General features: G+C 73.3%; 16 protein-coding genes. 12 read left to right on the top strand and 4 right to left on the bottom strand.

Annotation, left to right across the window (positions count from 1 at the left end; genetic code table 11):
- The first annotated feature begins 26 nt into the window (after positions 1 to 26).
- From FHU36_RS42600 to FHU36_RS42615, 4 genes are all read left to right on the top strand, one after another.
- Complete coding sequence (locus FHU36_RS42600) at positions 27 to 404, top strand: nuclear transport factor 2 family protein (protein ID WP_185089845.1); 378 nt, start codon at positions 27 to 29, stop codon at positions 402 to 404.
- Positions 405 to 477: 73 nt separating this feature from the next.
- Positions 478 to 1,437 (top strand): ATP-binding cassette domain-containing protein, encoded by a 960-nt coding sequence (locus FHU36_RS42605; protein ID WP_185089846.1) that lies wholly within the window; start codon positions 478 to 480, stop codon positions 1,435 to 1,437.
- The gene (locus FHU36_RS42610; protein WP_185089847.1) at positions 1,434 to 2,258 is read left to right on the top strand and encodes an ABC transporter permease; all 825 of its coding nucleotides are present in this window, start codon (positions 1,434 to 1,436) and stop codon (positions 2,256 to 2,258) included. Before FHU36_RS42605 ends, FHU36_RS42610 begins: the two co-directional genes overlap by 4 nt.
- 56 nt (positions 2,259 to 2,314) lie before the next feature.
- Positions 2,315 to 3,070, top strand: a complete 756-nt coding sequence (locus FHU36_RS42615; RefSeq protein ID WP_185089848.1) for an ABC transporter permease — start codon at positions 2,315 to 2,317, stop codon at positions 3,068 to 3,070.
- 52 nt (positions 3,071 to 3,122) lie between these two features.
- On the opposite strand, the gene FHU36_RS42620 is transcribed toward FHU36_RS42615, so the two are convergent.
- Positions 3,123 to 3,809 (bottom strand): methyltransferase, encoded by a 687-nt coding sequence (locus tag FHU36_RS42620; protein WP_185089849.1) that lies wholly within the window; start codon positions 3,807 to 3,809, stop codon positions 3,123 to 3,125.
- Between the two features lie 114 nt (positions 3,810 to 3,923).
- Here FHU36_RS42620 and pdxH point away from each other — a divergent pair, with 114 nt between their 5' ends.
- The 4 genes from pdxH to FHU36_RS42640 all read left to right on the top strand — a co-directional run bounded on the left by pdxH (position 3,924) and on the right by FHU36_RS42640 (position 8,250).
- Positions 3,924 to 4,562 (top strand): pyridoxamine 5'-phosphate oxidase, encoded by a 639-nt coding sequence (gene pdxH, locus FHU36_RS42625; protein ID WP_185089850.1) that lies wholly within the window; start codon positions 3,924 to 3,926, stop codon positions 4,560 to 4,562.
- 94 nt (positions 4,563 to 4,656) lie between these two features.
- Positions 4,657 to 6,408 carry a (2,3-dihydroxybenzoyl)adenylate synthase gene (locus tag FHU36_RS42630; RefSeq protein WP_185089851.1) on the top strand — a complete coding sequence of 584 codons (1,752 nt, stop codon included), beginning with the start codon at positions 4,657 to 4,659 and terminating at the stop codon, positions 6,406 to 6,408.
- A complete protein-coding gene (locus FHU36_RS46705) occupies positions 6,405 to 7,595 on the top strand; it encodes a 3-deoxy-7-phosphoheptulonate synthase (RefSeq protein WP_185089852.1) in 1,191 nt (396 codons plus the stop codon). Before FHU36_RS42630 ends, FHU36_RS46705 begins: the two co-directional genes overlap by 4 nt.
- A gap of 10 nt (positions 7,596 to 7,605) precedes the next feature.
- Positions 7,606 to 8,250 carry a DUF2461 domain-containing protein gene (locus tag FHU36_RS42640; protein ID WP_185089853.1) on the top strand — a complete coding sequence of 215 codons (645 nt, stop codon included), beginning with the start codon at positions 7,606 to 7,608 and terminating at the stop codon, positions 8,248 to 8,250.
- Between the two features lie 150 nt (positions 8,251 to 8,400).
- On the opposite strand, the gene FHU36_RS42645 is transcribed toward FHU36_RS42640, so the two are convergent.
- Complete coding sequence (locus FHU36_RS42645) at positions 8,401 to 9,732, bottom strand: MFS transporter (protein WP_185089854.1); 1,332 nt, start codon at positions 9,730 to 9,732, stop codon at positions 8,401 to 8,403.
- 205 nt (positions 9,733 to 9,937) lie between these two features.
- Between FHU36_RS42645 and FHU36_RS45350 the strand changes: the two genes are divergently transcribed.
- The 3 genes from FHU36_RS45350 to FHU36_RS42660 are packed head-to-tail and all read left to right on the top strand — an operon-like array spanning position 9,938 to position 13,363.
- A complete protein-coding gene (locus tag FHU36_RS45350; RefSeq protein ID WP_185089855.1) occupies positions 9,938 to 10,924 on the top strand; it encodes a shikimate dehydrogenase in 987 nt (328 codons plus the stop codon).
- A 26-nt stretch (positions 10,925 to 10,950) separates the two neighbouring features.
- Positions 10,951 to 12,693 carry a bifunctional sugar phosphate isomerase/epimerase/4-hydroxyphenylpyruvate dioxygenase family protein gene (locus tag FHU36_RS42655; RefSeq protein ID WP_185089856.1) on the top strand — a complete coding sequence of 581 codons (1,743 nt, stop codon included), beginning with the start codon at positions 10,951 to 10,953 and terminating at the stop codon, positions 12,691 to 12,693.
- 10 nt (positions 12,694 to 12,703) lie between these two features.
- Complete coding sequence (locus FHU36_RS42660; RefSeq protein WP_185089857.1) at positions 12,704 to 13,363, top strand: TetR/AcrR family transcriptional regulator; 660 nt, start codon at positions 12,704 to 12,706, stop codon at positions 13,361 to 13,363.
- Positions 13,364 to 13,432: 69 nt separating this feature from the next.
- Here FHU36_RS42660 and FHU36_RS42665 read toward each other — a convergent pair whose 3' ends face one another.
- Complete coding sequence (locus FHU36_RS42665) at positions 13,433 to 15,070, bottom strand: MFS transporter (RefSeq protein ID WP_185089858.1); 1,638 nt, start codon at positions 15,068 to 15,070, stop codon at positions 13,433 to 13,435.
- A 398-nt stretch (positions 15,071 to 15,468) separates the two neighbouring features.
- Here FHU36_RS42665 and FHU36_RS42670 point away from each other — a divergent pair, with 398 nt between their 5' ends.
- On the top strand, positions 15,469 to 16,806 hold the full coding sequence (locus FHU36_RS42670) for a retropepsin-like aspartic protease (protein ID WP_185089859.1): 1,338 nt from the start codon (positions 15,469 to 15,471) through the stop codon (positions 16,804 to 16,806).
- On the opposite strand, the gene FHU36_RS42675 is transcribed toward FHU36_RS42670, so the two are convergent.
- The gene (locus FHU36_RS42675) at positions 16,803 to 17,138 is read right to left on the bottom strand and encodes a universal stress protein (RefSeq protein ID WP_185089860.1); all 336 of its coding nucleotides are present in this window, start codon (positions 17,136 to 17,138) and stop codon (positions 16,803 to 16,805) included. The genes FHU36_RS42670 and FHU36_RS42675 overlap by 4 nt on opposite strands.
- Between the last annotated feature and the right edge of the window lie 12 nt (positions 17,139 to 17,150).

Raw genomic sequence — 17,150 nt, forward strand, 5'->3', positions numbered from 1 at the left:
CGCACCCGCCACGAAAGGAGCACACGATGAGTCTCGACAAGGAACTGACCGCCCTGGAGGAGCAGGGCTGGGCCGCGATCTCCGTCGGCGACGGCGGCTTCTACCGCCGGTTGGTCACCGACCGCACGGTCTGCGTCGAGCCCGACGGCCTGCAGACCGGCTGGGAGCTGGCCGACGACATCGACGCCAGCAAGTCGCCGTTCGACGACTACAAGCTGGAGGACGTCAAGGTGCTGCCGCTCGGCGACGCCGCCGCGCTCATCACCTACCGCGCCGTCGTCCGGCTCAGCCAGGCCGACTTCACCTTCCAGCTCTACATGACCAGCGTGTACGAGCGCGCCGGCGAGGAGTGGAAGCTGCTCTTCCACCAGCAGACCCCGGTCAAGGAGAGCGAGGACGGCTGATCGCGGATGGCCCCGCCCGCCCGCGGGCAGGATCTCCGGCGCAACCGACCGCTCACCCCAGGAGGTTCCGATCATGCACGGAGGCAGCGTGGAGGTCGAACGCCTCCGCAAGACCTTCGGCGAGAAGACGGCCGTGGACGAGGTGTCGTTCAGCGTCGCGCCGGGCACCGTCCTCGGCCTGCTCGGCGGCAACGGCGCGGGCAAGACCACGATGGTCAACTGCCTGAGCACGCTGCTGCCCCTCGACGGCGGGCGGGCCGTCGTCGCCGGGTGCGACGTCACCGACGACCCGGCGGGCGTGCGCGCCTCCATCGCGCTGACCGGCCAGTTCGCCGCCGTCGACGACGTGCTGACCGGGCGGCAGAACCTCGTCCTGTTCGGCAGGCTGCTCAAGCTGGGCCGTAAGGAGGCCGCCGCGCGCGCCGAGGAACTGCTCGCCGGGTTCGGCCTCGGCGACGCGGCCGACCAGCCGGTCACGTCCTACTCCGGCGGCATGCGCCGGCGCCTCGACCTGGCCGCCAGCCTGGTGGTGCGGCGGCCCGTCATCTTCCTCGACGAGCCGACCACCGGGCTCGACCCGGTCGGGCGCAGGGAGATGTGGCGCGTCGTCTCCGGGCTGTGCGACGAGGGGGCGACGTTGCTGCTGACCACCCAGTACCTGGAGGAGGCCGACCGGCTCGCCGACCGGATCGTCGTCCTCGACCAGGGCCGCGTCATCGCCGAGGGCACCCCGCGCGAGCTGAAGGACCAGGTCGGCGGCGCCGTCTGCGCCGTCCACGTCGACGCTCCCGAGCAGCGCGAACGGGCGGTGCGCGCGCTGCGCGAGCGGCTGGACGGCGTCACCGAGTCCGGCGACCTGATCACCGTGGCCGGGGCCGACGCCGGCACGCTCACCGAGGTGGTGCGCGTCCTCACCGAGGCCGGGGTCGAGCCCGACGACGTGGGGCTGCGCCGGCCCACGCTCGACGACGTGTTCTTCGCCCTCACCGGCGAGCACGAGGAGCGCGAGGAGCAGGAGGGGACGCGGCTGTGACGCCCCCGACCAGCCCGGCCGCCGCGACCGCCGCGACGGTCCGGCCGCCCGTCACCGAGAAGGGCCTGCGCAACCTGCTGGAGCAGGGCCTGCTGCTGGCCGGCCGCAACGTGCGGCTCACCTCGGTGGCCGACACCGTCAGCACCATGGTCGTCTTCCCGGTGATCTTCGTTTTCGGTTTCCTGGCGATCTTCGGCAACCTGCTGGCGGCGCGGGGGGTCGACTACGCCCAGTTCCTGCCGCCGGCGATCGTCGTGCAGTGGATGTTCTCGGTGGCCATCTCCGCCGCGTTCTTCTTCGCCACCGACCGGCGCACCGGCATGCTCGCCCGCTACCGGGCGATGGCCATCAACCGCGGCGCCGTGGTGGTCGGCAGGATGGCCGCCGACAGCCTGCGCGCGCTGCTGGCCATCGTGGTGATCCTCGCCGTCGGTCACGTGGCGGGCTTCCGCTTCCAGGCGGGGCCGCTCGCGGCGCTCGCCTTCGTGGCGCTGTCCGTGGGCTTCGCGCTGACGCTGTCGGCGGGCACCAGCGCGGTCGGCCTGGCCTCGCGCGACCCCGAGGCGGTCTCCTCCACCCTGCACACCGTGTACCTGCCGCTGCTGATGGTCTCGTCCGCGTTCGTGCCGGCCGACGCCTTTCCCGCCTGGATCGAGCCGTTCGTCCGGGCGCAGCCGGTGACGGCGGTCCTCGACGCGCTGCGCGCCCTGGCCGACGGCGGGCCCACCGCGGAGCCCGTGGCGCGGGCCGTGCTGTGGATGGCGGGGCTGCTGGCGCTCTTCTCACTGGCCGCCGTCCGCGCGTTCAGGAGGGCCACGTGAAGGGGAACCGCGTGCAGGGGAGCGGCGTGCAGGGGAGCCGCATGAGGGAGAGCCGCGTGAACACGCTCGCCGAGACGTCCCTGCTGGCCGGTCGCAACCTGCGGCGCTTCCTGCGCAGCCCGCAGCTCATCGCCGACTCGGTCATGTTCCCGCTGATCCTGCTGTTCGTCATGCTGCTCGTCTTCGGCGAACTCGTCGGCGAGGTCACCCGCGGCGCCTACATCGACCGGCTCGCTCCCGTGATCGTGTTGTTCAGCGCCGCCTACGGCGCGGTCGGCACCGGGGTCGGCTTCTTCACCGACCTGCGCGGCGGGATCGTCGACCGGTTCAGGGCGATGGACATCGGCCGGCTGTCGGTGCTGACGGGCCGGGTCGCCGGCGACCTGGTCCGGGTGCTGCTGGTCGCCGTGGTCACCACCGCCGTCGCGCACCTGGCCGGGTTCCGCTTCACCCAGGGGCCGCTGGCGGTGGCAGGCTTCTTCGGCGTCGTGCTGCTGTTCGCCTGGATGTTCCTGTGGATAGCGGTGGTCGCCGCCATGTCCGCCTCCAGCGAGCAGGCCGTCAGCGGGGCGCTCAACACGCCGGTCACGCTGCTGCTGTTCCTGTCGTCGGGGTTCGTGCCGGCCGAGCAGTTCCCCGGCTGGCTGCAACCGGTCGTCCGGGCCAATCCGCTCTCCCTCGCCGGAGACGCGCTGGTGGGGCTCTCCCAAGGGGGTCCCGTGGCCGTTCCGGTGTTTTTCACCCTCGCCTGGGCGGTGGCGGCGACGGTGATATTCGTGCCGCTCGCGGTGCGCCTTTACCGGCGGCGGTGAAACGCATTCTTCCGAGCTTTTCCCGGGGCTCGGAAGAATGCGTGACCGCCTTTTATCCGGCTCGCCGGAATTCGACGAGCCGGTATTCGATGTGCCCGTCGGCCGTGCCGCACCGCGCCGCCCGCACCGTGCCGGCGGTCCAGCCGTGGCGGACGGCCAGCTCGTCCAGGTGCTCCTCGCTGCCCAGGTCCGTGAAGCCGAGCAGCAGCCTGCCGCCCGGCTGCAGGTGCCGGGGAGCGTCCCGCAGGTACGCCTCGTGCGCGCCGTAGCCGGGGTCGAAGAAGGCCCGCTCCAACTCGGCGCCCTCCCGCTCGCCCGCCGGTGCCTCCACGAAGTTGGAGTTCCAGAAGATCAGGTCGAACCTGTCGTCGCCGCTCAGCGGGGCGAACATGTCGCCGTGCGCGACCCGTACGCGGTCCTCGACGCCGTGCCGTACGGCGTTCATGCGGGTGTTGTCGGCGGCGGCGGCGCTCACGTCGAGGGCCGTCACGGAGGCGCAGCCCCGCAGCGCCGCCGTGACGGCGAGGTAGCCGCAGCCGCTCCCGACCTCGCAGAACGACCCGTGCACGGGGTACGGCAGCCACTCGGCGTACAGGGCGGCCGACTGGGTCAGTTGCGGGGCGTACACCCCGGGCAGCAGGTCCCATTCCCGGCCCAGCAGCCGGAATGTCGTGGGCTCGACGATCTCCCTGTGTCGGTCGAGGAGAATTCCCGCCGCCTGGCTGGCTCGTCCATTCATCACCGCTCTCCGATCATTGTCCGACATTGCATCACGATAATTATAGGCATTAGTGTTTAAATGGCACCAGTGATGGTAATCGGGAGATGAATCTGGATAAGGACGGATATGGCGATGACCGCTACCGCAGACGTCACCCGGCTCGCCGCCGCGTACCGGCGCACGGGCATCGAGGCACCCGATCCCGACCCTCTCGGGCAGTTCGCGCGCTGGCTGGAGGAGTGGCGGGCCGCCTGCCCCGGCGCCCCGGTCTCGGCCGTGCTGGCGACGGCCGACCACCACGGGCGCCCCTCGGCCCGCTGGGTGGACGTGGCCCACGTCGACCACGGCTTCGTGTTCTTCACCCACCACGCCAGCCGCAAGGCCACCGACCTGGCCGTCAACCGGGCGGCCTCGCTCTGCTTCGGCTGGCTCGATCTCGGCCGGCAGGTCCGCGTCGACGGCTCGGCCGGCCGGCTGACCGACGTGGAGTCCGACGCCCACTTCGCGCGGCTGCCGCGATCCCTGCAGGTGCTGGCCTGGGCGAGCGAGCAGAGCGCGGAGATCGGCGACAGGGAGGTTGTCCGGGAACGCTTCGGCCAGGCCCGCGAGCGGTTCGCCGGCCAGGAGATCCCGCGACCGGTGCACTGGGGCGGCTACCGGGTCACGCCGCTGGAGGTCGAGTTCTGGCAGCGGCGGAGCGACGAGATCCAGGACCGCCTGCGCTACCGCCACGAGGGCGGCGCCTGGCGGCACACCAGGCTCGCCCCATGACCGCCCACCCTGCGACCGCCCACTCCCTGACCTCCAAGTCCCTGACCGCCCACCCCATGACCGGACACCCCGCTGTGACGAGGAGGACGACGCGATGATGCCCGGATGCGTGCCGTGGCCCCCCGAGGACGCCCGGCGCTACCGCGACGAGGGGCTGTGGTGTGGCGAGACACTCGGTGACATGCTCCGCCGGTCCGCGCGCGAGCACGGCGACCGCACCGCCGTGGTGGCCACCACCCGCCTTGAGCACGGAAGCGGTGAGCACGGAAGCGGTGAGCACGGTGGGCCCCGGCTGGTGCGGTGCAGCTATCGCGAGCTTGACGAGCGGGCCGACCGGCTGGCGGCCGGGCTGCGCGCGTCGGGCGTCCGGCCCGGCGACCGCGTGCTCGTCCAGCTCCCGAACAGCCCCGAGCTGATCGAGCTGTGCTTCGCGCTGTTCCGCACCGGCGCCGCCCCCGTGCTCGCGCTGCCGCCGCACCGCCACGACGAGATCACCCACCTGGCGGCCCACACCGGGGCGGTGGCGTACGTGGTCCCCGACCGGCACCAGGGGTTCGACCACCGGAAGCTGGCCCGGCGGGTCCGAGGCGCCGTGCCCGGACTGCGGCAGGTCATCGTGTGCGGCGAGCCCGAGGCGTTCACCGCGCTGTCCGGCCTGTACGCCCCGGCCCGTGACGACGTGCCGGGTCCCCGGCCGGAGGACGTGGCGCTGTTCCTGTTGTCGGGCGGCACCACCGGCCGGTCCAAGCTCATCCCGCGCACCCACGACGACTACCTGTGCAACCTCCGGCTGAGCGCCGCCAACGCCCGGCTGGACCCCGGCGCCGTCTACCTGGCCGCGCTGCCCATCGCGCACAACTACGCCCTCGGCTGCCCCGGCGTGCTGGGCACCCTGTACGCGGGCGGCACCGTCGTGCTGCCTGCGACGCCCAGCCCCGACGACGCGTTCCCGCTGATCGAGAGCGAACGCGTCACCCTGACCGGCCTGGTGCCGTCGCTCGCCCGGCTCTGGACCGAGGCCGCCGCCTGGAGCGGACACGACCTGTCGAGCCTGCGCCTGGTCCAGGTCGGCGGCGCCGCCGTCGGCCCCGATCTGGCCCGCGCGGTGGGGGAGCGGCTCGGCCGCGTCCAGCAGTCGTTCGGCATGGCGGAGGGGCTGCTCAGCCAGAGCCCGCCCGACGACCCACCCGACCTGCTGGCCACCACCCAGGGCAGGCCCCTGTCGACGGCCGACGAGGTTCGCGTCGTGGACGAGGAGGGGCGCGACGTGCCCGCCGGGCAGACCGGCGAACTGCTCGTCCGCGGCCCGTACACCATCCGCGGCTACTACCGCGCCGAGGAGCACAACGCCGCCGCCTTCACCCCGGACGGGTTCTTCCGCAGCGGCGACCTGGCCCGGATCACCCCGACCGGCCACCTCGTCATCTGCGGCCGGGTCAAGGACGTCATCAACCGCGGCGGTGACAAGGTGCCCGCCGACGAGGTGGAGGAGCACCTCCTCGCCCACCCGCTGGTGCGGGCCGCCGCCGTGGTCGCCGTCCCCGACCCGTACCTGGGCGAGCGCACCTGCGCCTGCATCGTCCCGGTCACCGGCCCGGCCGGCGCAGCCGACCTCGGAGACCCGGCCGATCCCGCCCACACCGCGGACCCCGCCGCGCGGGCGCCCTCGCAGCGGGCGATCGCGGAGTTCATGCGCGAGCGCGGCGTGGCCGCCTACAAGGTGCCGGACCGCGTCGAGGTCGTCCCGAGCCTGCCTCTCACCCCCGTGGGGAAGATCGACAAGGCCCGGCTGCGCGCCGGGCTCGCGCGACCCGGCGCGCGTCACGACGGCGGCGAGCCCGCGTGAGCCCCGCCACGACCGCCGAGGGGGAGCACACGCGCCCGCGCACCGCTCCCCAGCAGCCCGACTGGGGCGACCCGGCCCTGCTGGAGGAGGTCACCGGGACGCTCGCCGGGCTGAGGCCGCTGGTCACACGCGCCGAGTGCGCCCGGCTCACCGACGCGGTCGCCGAGGTGGAGCGCGGGCGGGCGCTGCTGCTGCAGGGCGGCGACTGCGCCGAACGCTTCCGCGAGTCCGGCCCGGACCAGGTCGAGGCCAAGCTGCGGCAGCTCTACGACCTCGCCGCCGGGATGTGCACCGCCACCGGCCTGCCCGCCGTGCCCGTCGGCCGGCTGGCCGGTCAGTACGGCAAGCCGCGCTCCTCGCCATACGAGCGCGGCGCGGACGGCACCCCGGTCCCGGCCTACCGCGGCGACGCCGTCAACAGCCCCGCCGACGACCCGCGGGCCCGCCACCCCGACCCGTCCCGGCTGCTGCGCGCCTACGCGTGCGCGGAGCGGGTGCTGCGCGAGGTCCGCGGCTCCTGGCGCGGGCGCGGCCCGCTGGAGCGGGCGTACGTCTCCCACGAGGCGCTGCTGCTCGACTACGAGCAGCCCCTCGTCCGCCGGGACGGCGCGACCGCCTACGCCTCCTCCGCCCACTCGGTGTGGGTCGGCGAGCGCACCCGCGACCCCGGCGGGCCGCACGTCGCCTTCGCCGCGGGCGTCGCCAACACCGTCGGCGTCAAGCTGGGGCCGTCCGTCACACCGGCGCAGGCGGTCCGGCTGAGCCGCCTGCTCAACCCCGACGCCAGGCCCGGCCGGCTGGTGTTCGTGGTGCGCCTCGGCAGCGCGAAGGTCCGCACGGTGCTGCCCGAGATCGTGGGAGAGGTGACCAGGCGGGGTAGACCGGTCGTGTGGCTGTGCGACCCGATGCACGGCAACACCGTCCGCATCGGTTCGGGGCCGAAGACCCGGCCCATGGAGGCGATCCTGGAGGAGGTGGTGGCGTTCGTGCGGGTGCTCCAGGCGCAGCGGCGGCATCCGGCCGGGCTGCATCTGGAGATGACGCCCCAGGACGTCACCGAGTGCGTCACCGCGCCGCGCCCGCACGCGGGGCCGCCCGCGCTGCCGCGCTACCGCACCGCCTGCGATCCCCGCCTCAACGCCGGCCAGGCGGCCGAGGTGGTCGACCGGTTCGTGAGAGTCCTGTGAAGGAGGCGACGTGAGCTTCGACGGCATCCCGCGCAAGGCCTACGACTTCTACAAGGAGCTGGAGGGCGACAACACGAAGGAGTTCTGGCACGCGCGCAAGGAGACCTACGACACCTGCGTGCGCGAGCCGCTCCAGGCTCTGCTGGCCGAGCTGGAGGACGAGTTCGGCCCGGCCAAGCTCTTCCGGCCGCAGCGGGACACCCGGTTCAGCAAGGACAAGTCGCCGTACAAGGCCGAGCAGACGGCGAGCGTCGCCGTCGAGGGCTCCGTCGGCTACTACCTGCAGCTCGAGGCGGCGGGGCTGTACGTGGGGGCGGGTTTCCACGCCTTCGGCGGCGACGACACGGCCCGCTACCGGGCGGCCGTGGCCGACGACGAGGCGGGCGCCGAGCTGGCCACCATCACCGAACGCCTCACCAAGGACGGCTTCGACCTGGTCGGGGAGCGGGTCAAGACCCGGCCGCGCGGCTACCCGGCCGACCATCCGCGCCTCGACCTGCTGCGCTTCTCGTCGCTGGGCGCCGAGCGGCGCATCCCCAAGAGCAGGGCCACGGGCAAGCAGGCGCTGACCGCCGTCCGCGACGACTGGCGGCGCCTGCGTCCCCTGGTCGAGTGGCTGGTCGCCCACGCCGCCCACGGCCGCCCCGCCTCCTGACGCCGCCGGGCCGCGCCGCCCCGGCGACCGGCCGTGCCGCCCTTCGGGGCCGCTCGCGTGCGTTCGCGGGCCCGGTGGCGGGGGGTCGACTTCGGTCGCGTGCGTTCGCGGGCCCGGGTGCCGGGGTTCGGGGCCGGTCGCGTACGGTGCTCAGGGGCGGGACGCGAGCTGTCCGGCGGGCCGGCCGAGGTGCTCGGTCGGGACGCGGTGCGTCTCGCGGGCGGTCGCCACCGCGATGGCGCTGATGGCGCAGAGGATCGCCGTGAAGACGCCCACCCCGACCCAGCCGCGCAGGCCGAGCCAGCCCTCCGGCGAGACGATCCCGGCGGCCGAGGCGACGGCGAACCCGGCGATGGCGAAGCCGATCTGCGTGCCGATCGCCATCCCCGAGAGCCGGACCTTCGTGGTGAACATCTCGCCGTACAGCGCCGGCCAGGTCCCGTTGGCGGCCGAGTAGACGACGCCGAACGTCAGCACGCCCACCAGGAAGATCAGCGGGTAGCTCCCGGAGTTGATGGCCGCCAGGTAGGCGAAGATCATGATGGGACTGCCGACGGCCCCGACGAGGAAGACCGGCTTGCGGCCGATCCGGTCCGACAGGCGCGCCCACAGCGGGATGGCGACCAGGGCCGTGACGTTGGCGGCGATGCTCACCCACAGCATGGTCGCCTTGTCCAGCCCGACGGACTCGCCGGTGGCGTAGTTCAGCGCCCACACGGTGAAGATGGTGCTGACCGTGGCGATGAGCGCCGCGCACACGACGCGCAGCACGCTGCCCCAGTGGTCGCGGAACAGCAGGGCCAGCGGCATGCGGGGCACGGTGCCCTCGGCCACCTCGCGCTCGAAGGCGGGCGTCTCCTCCAGCTTGCGGCGGATGACCCAGCCGGCGACGGCGACGGCCACGCTCAGCCAGAACGGCACCCGCCATCCCCAGCTCAGCAACTGCTCCTCGGGCAGCGCCGCGACGGGGATGAACACGAACGTGGCCAGGATCTGGCCGAACTGGGTGCCGTTGAGGGTGAAGCTCGTGTAGTAGCCGCGGCGGTCGGCGGGGGCGTGTTCGAGGGTCATGGAGTTGGCGCTGGCCTGCTCGCCGGCCGCCGAGAGGCCCTGCATGACGCGCAGCAGCACGAGCAGGACGGGCGCCAGACCGCCGATCTGCTCGCGGGTCGGCAGGCAGCCGATGAGGAAGGTCGACACGCCCATGAGGACGAGCGTGAACACCATGATCTTGCGGCGGCCGAACCGGTCGCCGACGTGCCCGAGGGCGAACGCGCCGATGGGGCGCGCCGCGTAGGCGACGCCGAACGTGGCCAGGGACTGCAGGGTCGCCGTGGCCGGGTCCGAGGCGTCGAAGAAGACCTTGGAGAAGATCAGGGCGGCGGCGCTGCCGTAGATGAAGAAGTCGTAGTACTCGAGCGCGCTGCCGATCCAGGCGGCCAGCGCCGCTTTGCGTGGCTTGCCCTCGGGGACGTCGGTCACGGTCGCTCCTTAGGTGGGTCTCCGGCGGCGGCCGGGCGGGGGGTGGCGGAGCCCGCTTAGTTACGAACTGGATAGTTAATTCGCACGGGTGCGGCCATGGTGCTGTGAGGGTCTCCGTCTGTCAAGGGTCTTCCTCGCCGCGACGGGGCGGGCTATAACTAACTCACTAGTTTGTTCATTGCGGCGAACGTGAGGCCACCACGACATGACCCCTTCGTACCTCGTCGGGCTGATAGGCGCCGGCATCGGCACGTCCCTGAGCCCGGCCCTGCACGAGCGGGAGGCGCACCACCACGGCCTGCGCTACCTCTACCGGCTCGTCGACCTGGCCGGACTGGGGCTCGGGCCGGAGAGCGCGGGCGAGCTGGTGCGGGCGGCGCGGCGGCTCGGCTTCGACGGGCTCAACATCACCCACCCCTGCAAGCAGACCGTCATCGCCCACCTCGACGAGCTGTCCGTCGACGCCGCCACCCTCGGCGCGGTCAACACCGTCACCTTCGAGGGGGAGCGGGCGATCGGCCACAACACCGACTGGATCGGCTTCGCCGAGTCGTTCGCCCGCGGTCTCCCGGACGCGGCCACCCGCCGGGTCGTCCAGCTCGGCGCCGGCGGCGCGGGAGCCGCCACCGCCCACGCGCTGCTCACGCTCGGCGCCGACCACCTGACCGTCGCCGACCTCGACCCCAGCCGGGCGCGAGGGCTGGCGGACGCGCTGGTGGCCAGGTTCGGGCCGGGCCGCGCGAGCACCGTACCCCTGCCGCCACCCCTGCCACCGCAGCCGGACCCGCACGGCCAGCAGCCGGACCCGAGCGGCCCGCCCGTCACGCGGGGCCCGCAGCGGGGCGGGGCCGGGGAGCCGGGCGAGCGGGGGGAGCCGGCGGACGGGCGGGAGCTGGCGGAGCTGCTGCGTGCGGCGGACGGGCTCGTGCACGCCACGCCCACCGGCATGGCGCGGCACCCGGGCCTGCCCCTGCCCGCCGGCCTGCTCCACCCCGGCCTGTGGGTGGCCGACATCGTCTACCGCCCCCTGGACACCGAACTGCTGCGCACCGCGCGGGCGCTCGGCTGCCGCACCCTGGACGGCGGCGGCATGGTCGTCTTCCAGGCCGCGCACGCCTTCCGGCTGTTCACCGGCGCCGAACCCGACACCGAACGCATGCTCGCCCACCTGACCACGCTCGTCACGTCCTGACTCGTCATCTCCCGAGGAGAGCCCCCGTGCGCAGGTCCATCGCCACCGTCTCGGTCAGCGGCACCCTGGCCGAGAAGCTCGACGCCATCGCCGCCGCGGGCTTCGACGGCGTCGAGATCTTCGAGAACGACCTCGTCTCCTCCCCGCTGTCGCCGGAGGAGGTGCGCGACCGGGCCGCCGACCTCGGGCTCGGCATCGACCTCTACCAGCCGTTCCGCGACTTCGAGGCGGTCGGCCCCGACGCGCTCGCGGCCGGCCTGCGCCGGGCCGAGCACAAGTTCGCCGTGATGGAACGGTTGGGTGCGCGCACGCTGCTGGTGTGCTCCAACGTCTCGCGGGACGCCGTGGACGACGACGAGCTGGCCGCCGCCCAGTTGCGGCTGCTGGCGGAACGGGCCGCCGCCCACGGCATCAGGATCGCCTACGAGGCGCTGGCCTGGGGGCGGCACGTCGACGACTACCTGCACGCCTGGCGGATCGTCCGCATGGCCGACCACCCGAACCTCGGCACCTGTCTGGACAGCTTCCACATCCTCTCGCGCGGCACGGATCCCGGCGGCATCGAGGCGATCCCCGGCGAGAAGATCTTCTTCCTGCAGCTCGCCGACGCGCCGCGGCTGGCCATGGACGTGCTGCAGTGGAGCCGCCACCACCGCTGCTTCCCCGGCCAGGGCGACTTCGACGTGGCCGGAGTGGTCGGGCACGCGCTCCGCGCCGGATACCGCGGGCCGCTGTCGCTGGAGGTGTTCAACGACATCGTCCGGCAGGCCGCCGCGGCCCGCACGGCCGTCGACGCCATGCGGTCGCTGATCGCCCTGGAGGAGCGGGCCACCGCCCCCGCGACGGCGCCCACCGGGTTCGCCTTCGCCGAGTTGGCCGTGCCCGCGCCGGAACGGCTCGGCGAGCTGCTCACCGCCCTGGGCTTCGCCCGTACGGGCGGGCACGCCACCAAGCCCGTCGAGCTGTGGGAGCAGGGCCGGGCCCGGATCCTGCTCAACGCGACCGCGCGCGAGGGCACCTCCCTGGCGGCGATCGGCCTGGAGACGCCCGACCCCGGTGGCGCGGTGCGGCACGCGGAACACCTGCTGGCACCCGTGCTGCCCCGCCACCGCGCGCCCGGCGAGGCCGACCTGCACGCCGTCGCCGCGCCCGACGGCACCGAGCTGTTCTTCTGCCGTACGGACGACCCCGCCTGGCGCGCCGACTTCTCCCGGCCGCGGGAGGCGCCCGGCGGCGAGATCACCTGCCTCGACCACGTGGCGCTCGCTCAGCCGCGTCACCAGTTCGACGAGGCCGCCCTGTTCTACCGCAGCGTCCTCGGCCTGCGCCCGGCCGCGCGCGTCGAGTTCGCCGACCCGTACGGCCTGGTCCGCAGCCGTGCCATGGCGGGGCCGGGCGACGCCGTACGGATGGTGCTGAACATCGCCAGCGTCGGCGGCGGCGGCGCGCCCTGGCAGCACGTCGCCCTGGCGAGCACCGACATCGTCGCCACCGCCCGCCGGCTGCGCGGCCTGACCCTGCCCATCCCGGCCAACTACCACGACGACCTGGAGGCCCGCTTCGACCTCGGGCCCGAGCGGCACCGGCTGCTGCGCGAGCTGGGGCTGCTGTACGACCGGGACGAGCACGGCGAGTTCCTGCACCTCTACACGGCCACGTACGGCCGGGTGTTCTTCGAGGTGGTGCAGCGGATCGGCGGCTACCGCGGCTACGGGACGGCAGGCAGCCACGTCCGCCTCGCCGCGCAGCACGACGGGCCCTACCCCTAAGATGCGGTGCATGCAGCCGGCACCCCGGGCCGCCGGAGAGCGGCAACGCGACGCGGACCGGACCAAGGCGGAGATCCTCGACGTCGCGACGCGCCACTTCGCCACCCAGGGATACGCCGGCGCCCGGGTCGACGAGATCGCCGCGCTGACACGCACCACCAAGCGGATGATCTACTACTACTTCGGCAGCAAGGAGCAGCTCTACATCGCCGTGCTGGAGCGGGCCTACGCCGAGGTGCGCGCCGCCGAGCGGGCAGTCGACGTCGAGCACCTGGAGCCGGTCGAGGCGATCCGCACGCTCGCCGAGCTGACCTTCGACCACCACGACGCCCACCGCGACTTCATCCAACTCGTCGCCATCGAGAACATCCACCGCGCCGAGCACATCCGCAAGTCGCCCGCGCTGGCCAACCTCGGCACGCCGGTCATCGACATCATCTCCCGCATCCTCGCGGCGGGCCGGGCGAGCGGTGACTTCGTCACCGAGGCCGACGCCGTCGACGTGCACATGATGATCAGCGCCTTCTGCGTCTTCCGGGTGGCCAACCAGCACACGTTCGGCGTGCTGTTCGGGCGCGACATCGCCGCTCCCGGCGACCGTGACCGGCTGCGCGCCATGGTGGGCGAGATGGTCGTCGCCTACCTCCGCGGCGCCGGCGCCCCCGGGTGACGCGCCCGCCACGGCTCGCGGGGGAGAGCGGCTGGCCCCCCGTCGCCCACGAGGAGCACGCCACTCCCTTCAGCCGTGGCGGCTGGCGCGCGCCTGGGGAAGCCGTCGTGCCGCCAGGAGCCCGCCGGCCGACAGCACGGCCATGCTCGTGACCGCGACGGCCAGCGCGTGCTCCCTGGCCCGGGCGTTTATCCTGACGAGTTCGTCGGCCGAGGCGCCTGGGAGACCTTGGGAGTGGAGCCTCGCCCGCACCGCGTCGTCGCTCGCCGCGGTGATCTGGACATGATTCTCCAGCGTCTCCTTGACGAGTTGCTTCTGCTCGGGGGGAAGGACGGTGCTGCCGTCCGTCCCGGCCTCGAACAAGTACAGCAGCGACGTGGTCATGAAAGCGCCGGCCAGCGCGACTCCGAGAGAGCTGCCCAGGTAGGCGCCGCTGCGTGACAGGCCCGTCACGTCGCCCACCTCTTCCGGCGGCGGCGCCGACTGGATGAGGTCGGTCACCGTCGTGGCCATCCCTTCGCCCAGCCCGACGAGGAGAAGCCCGGGGGCGAAGGCCAGGCCGGTCGCGAAGACGCCCCGCTGGTACGGGTCGAAGGTGGCGACGATCAGCACGCACCCGGCCGTCATGAACAGGAACGACCATATCTGGGCGGTGCGATGCGTCATCCGCCGACCGGCGATGAGCCTCCCGGCCGCCCACGCGGCCAGCATCAGCCCCAGCGTCGTCGGGAGCAGCATGAGACCGCTCCTCAGCGCGTCGAACCCGAGGGTCGTCTGCACGAAGACCGGCACGAGGAAGAGGGCCCCGGTGGGCACCAGGTACTGCATCGCCTGGGTCAGCGCGCCGTTGCGGACCGTGGGGTTGCGCAGCACGGACAGGCGCACCAGCGGGTCCTTGCCGCTCCTGATCAGGTGACGCTCCCATGCCGCGAACGTGACGAGCACGGCGAGCCCGGCACCCGCGAGCAGCGGCACGGGGGACAGGCCACCACGATGGAGCAGCGTGTGACCGAACATCTCGACGTCGGCCCGAGCCCTGAGCAGGCCGTACCGCCCGGACAGCAGCGTCGCGACGACCAGGAGCCCGAATCCGGCGGCCGACAGCAGCGCCCCGGGGACATCGAAGGGTTGCTCGAGAGGCGCATGACGCGGCCCGGGTTCGGCCGTCCTCCGCATGAGCAGCAACACGGCCGCCGTGACTGCGGCGCCCATGAGGAACGACACACGCCAGCTCAGGTAGTGGGTGATCAGCCCACCCAGAAGAGGGCCGGCCGCCGCGCCGATTCCCCCGATGGTCCCCAACGTGGTCAGCGCCTTCGTCCGGGACGACCCGGTGAGGGCATCGGTGAGCAGGGCCAGCATCGCCGGGAGCATCAGCGCCACGCCCACCCCCTGGAGCAGGGACCAGCCGGCCAGCATGAACGCCAGGTTCGGGCCGAAGGCGGTGACGAGCGTGCCGAGCAGGAAGATCCGTGCGCCGAGGACGAAGGCCCACCGGTACCCGTGGCGCGCGCCGAGCTTGCTGCCGGTGATCAAAAAGGCGGCTATGACCAGGGCGAACAGCGAGATGACCGACTGGACGCCGGTGAGCGTGGTGTGCAGATCCTCGACGATCGACGAGAGCGCCACGTTCATGGCGCTCGTGTTGTAGGCCATCAGGAAGTTCTGCAGGGCGAGGGGGATGAAGAGCGTGGTGACGATCGGCACACGGACGCCCTCGGCGCGTCCGTGAACCTGCCGGCCCTTCCTGCTCCGCCTCACTGCCCCGCCCTGTGCCCCTGATCGTGGCGGCGGCCGGATGCCACCACCGTCCCGCTCCGGGCCCGGACCGGCGACCGTCCGCCGGCGCGGAAGCCGGCGGACCTCCGTACCCGGCCGGTGCCTTCTCACGGCGATCCTGCCCGAGGCGCCATGAGATATCCCCTGCGGTGCGCCGGCCCGTACCTCCGCGAGGCTGTCCCCTCGCGCCTGCTCCGGAGGTGAGGCCGAGTGATCCGATGCGCTGAAGCGGAAACCAGCAGGAAACACGACGACGGGTTGAATGCCGTCCGGCTCGCCCGTCCCGGGCGACCGCTCGATGAAGGAACGGCTGAGGAGCACGGCGCATGACGGACACCACCCCGATCCCCTCCCCGCTCGGCCGGCGTGCCTTCCTGCGGTGGGCCGGCCTGGCCGCCGGCGCCGCGGCGACGGCGGCGCATCTCGGCGCGGACCCCGCCGAGGCGTCCTCCGCGGTGTTCGCCGGGCCGCCCGGCGCATCGTCCGGTGTGGCGCCCGGCGCGGATCCGGACGCGTTGTTCACCGCCGGAAGGTTCGCCGAGGCGGATCGCGCCTACGCCCGCCTGCTGCGCGAGGACCCGCGCGATGCGCACGCGCTGGCCCAGCGCGGGCGGATCGCGCTGCTGTCCAACAGGTTCGGGGCCGCTGAGTCGTTCCTCACCCGGGCGGTCCGCCTGGCACCCGGTGACGCGTTCGCCAAGCGGCAGCTCGCGGAGTGCCATGTGCGGCAGGACCGGCTCGCCCCCGCGGTGCCGCTGCTGCGTGGCACGGGTGATCCGACCGACGCGGCCTTCGCCACCCAGTACGCCGGCGTGACCGGCGCCCCCTACGAGCTGCGCGGCGCGCACGCCACCCGCCTCCCGTTCGTCTGCCTCGACCCGCTGCCGTGCGTGCAGGCCGGCGTGAACGGGTCACAGCCGCAGAACTTCCTCATCGACACCGGCGCCACACTCGCCCTCTCGACCCGGACGGCGGAGCGGGCCGGCCTGCGGGCGCTGGCGACCAGCACCACCCAGCCCGCCGGGCAGACGCTCACGACTTTCCACGGCGTCATGGAGTCGTTCCGGCTGGGTGACATCGTGCTGCGCAACGTCCCCGTCGTCTGGTACGACCTGCGGATGCCGAACCTCCCGGACGGCTCCCAGCCGTCGGGTGTCATCGGGACCACCCTGCTCTACCACTTCCTGGCCACGATGGACTACGCGGGCCGCGCGCTCGTGCTGCGCAGGAAGACGGCCGCCCAGCGGCGTGCGCTGCGGGCCGATCTGGGACGCGCCGGGGCGGAGCGCCTGCCGCTGTGGCTGGCGGGTGACCACATCCCGTGCACGCTGGGCACGGTCAACGACTACGGGCCGCGGGTGGCCTCGCTCGACACGGGCGGCATGAACATGGGCATCATGATGACCGAGGAGACCGCGCGACGCGCCGACGTGAAGATCGACTACGACAACCCGCGGTCCAACGGCGGCATCACCTTCTATCCCATCCGGCCCGCCCGGATCAGCCTCGGACGGGTCGCCGGCCGGGACGTCCCCGGGTTCGCCGGCGGCTGGCCGTGGCTGCGGCTCTTCGGGTTCGAGACGATCGGCAACTTCACGCACGAGTTCTTCAAGCCACACGCCATCACCTTCGACTACGCCGGCATGACGTTCCACATCAGCTAGGCACTCATGCGGGGGAGTGGTCGCGGCGCCGTCAGTCCGGCAGGAGGCGGTCCACGTCGCGGCGGCGCAGCCGGGTGCGCGACAGGGCGCGCAGGTGGCCCGGCAGCGGCACGGCGAGCGCCGGGCAGCCGGCCCAGCGCCTCCTCGGACGCCGTCCACACGGCGTCGCGGGCCCGCCGCAGGGCCTCGTCGTCGCCGTCGAGGTCGCGCAGGCTCCCGGAGCCGGACAGGACGCGGACCGCGAGGAGGTGGGCCTCCCGCAGCCGGGCCTCGTCCACGGCCCGGCGCAGCGCGGCCAGGCTCGCCAGCGAGCCGTCCAGCACGACGAACACGCGAGCGCGGCC

It is taken from the genome of Nonomuraea muscovyensis (assembly GCF_014207745.1).
GTDB classification, from domain to species: Bacteria; Actinomycetota; Actinomycetes; order Streptosporangiales; family Streptosporangiaceae; genus Nonomuraea; species Nonomuraea muscovyensis.

Excerpts from the sequence above, each read along its gene's own strand:
- FHU36_RS42600 (WP_185089845.1), top strand. The coding sequence starts at position 27 with ATGAGTCTCGACAAGGAACTGACCGCCCTGGAGGAGCAGGGCTGGGCC.
- FHU36_RS42605 (WP_185089846.1), top strand. The coding sequence starts at position 478 with ATGCACGGAGGCAGCGTGGAGGTCGAACGCCTCCGCAAGACCTTCGGC.
- FHU36_RS42620 (WP_185089849.1), bottom strand. The coding sequence starts at position 3,809 with ATGAATGGACGAGCCAGCCAGGCGGCGGGAATTCTCCTCGACCGACAC.
- pdxH (WP_185089850.1), top strand. The coding sequence starts at position 3,924 with ATGACCGCTACCGCAGACGTCACCCGGCTCGCCGCCGCGTACCGGCGC.
- FHU36_RS42630 (WP_185089851.1), top strand. The coding sequence starts at position 4,657 with ATGATGCCCGGATGCGTGCCGTGGCCCCCCGAGGACGCCCGGCGCTAC.
- FHU36_RS45350 (WP_185089855.1), top strand. The coding sequence starts at position 9,938 with ATGACCCCTTCGTACCTCGTCGGGCTGATAGGCGCCGGCATCGGCACG.
- FHU36_RS42660 (WP_185089857.1), top strand. The coding sequence starts at position 12,704 with ATGCAGCCGGCACCCCGGGCCGCCGGAGAGCGGCAACGCGACGCGGAC.
- FHU36_RS42670 (WP_185089859.1), top strand. The coding sequence starts at position 15,469 with ATGACGGACACCACCCCGATCCCCTCCCCGCTCGGCCGGCGTGCCTTC.